Below are 688 nucleotides of genomic sequence, written 5' to 3' on the forward strand. Positions count from 1 at the left end.
GAGAACTCGCGCAGGACGCAGATCTCGTCAGAGGGACGGAAGGCGCCGGCCAGCAGGCCATAGCTCATGAGCTGCTGCAGCCATTGGCAGTCCAGCACGTCGGACTTGCGGCCCGAGACGTTCTTCACGTGCCTGGCGTTGACCAGGTAAACGGTGAAGCCCTGGCTATCGAGCAGCTCGTAAAGTGGGATCCAGTAAACGCCGGTGGACTCCATGGCCACGGCGGTGATGCCGCAGTCCTTGAGCCATTGCGCCAGGCGATACAGGTCGGCGGTAAAGCTCTTGAACTCGCGGACAGGTTGTTCGTCGCGGTCGCTAGGGACAGCGACGAAGTGGCTGGCTGATCCGATGTCGATGCCTGCGGCATCGGGATGGGCCAGGCTTAGGGTTGCATCGGACTTGCGAGGTGACATGGCTTGCTCCATCATCGCTAACGGAATGCCGCCAGGCATGGGTACGTCGTTGTACTCACTCTCTCAAACGGGATGCACGCGCTAAGCGTGTGCTCACCAATGTCGGTGACGTCACCCGGGGCCATGCTTCAGTACGGGCGTGGGCTAACACGCACCACTGGAAGGTCGGTCTTTACCTGAGCGGCATTCCACCTTGCCACAGTGCGGCCACGAAGACAGTTTCTTCGTCACGGGTGTCGTGCAGGACGACTATTGAGCTTCAGATTCCCTCGGGC

1 protein-coding gene is annotated in these 688 nt (G+C 60.8%); it reads right to left on the bottom strand.

Annotated elements, in window-relative coordinates:
• The coding region (locus HV681_RS27690; protein ID WP_437340408.1) for an IS110 family transposase at positions 1–425 on the bottom strand (425 nt) is incomplete at its 3' end.
• Positions 426–688: the final 263 nt, after the last annotated feature.

The sequence above is a fragment of the Achromobacter animicus genome (genome assembly GCF_902859585.1).
Classification (GTDB): Bacteria; Pseudomonadota; Gammaproteobacteria; order Burkholderiales; family Burkholderiaceae_B; genus Achromobacter; species Achromobacter animicus.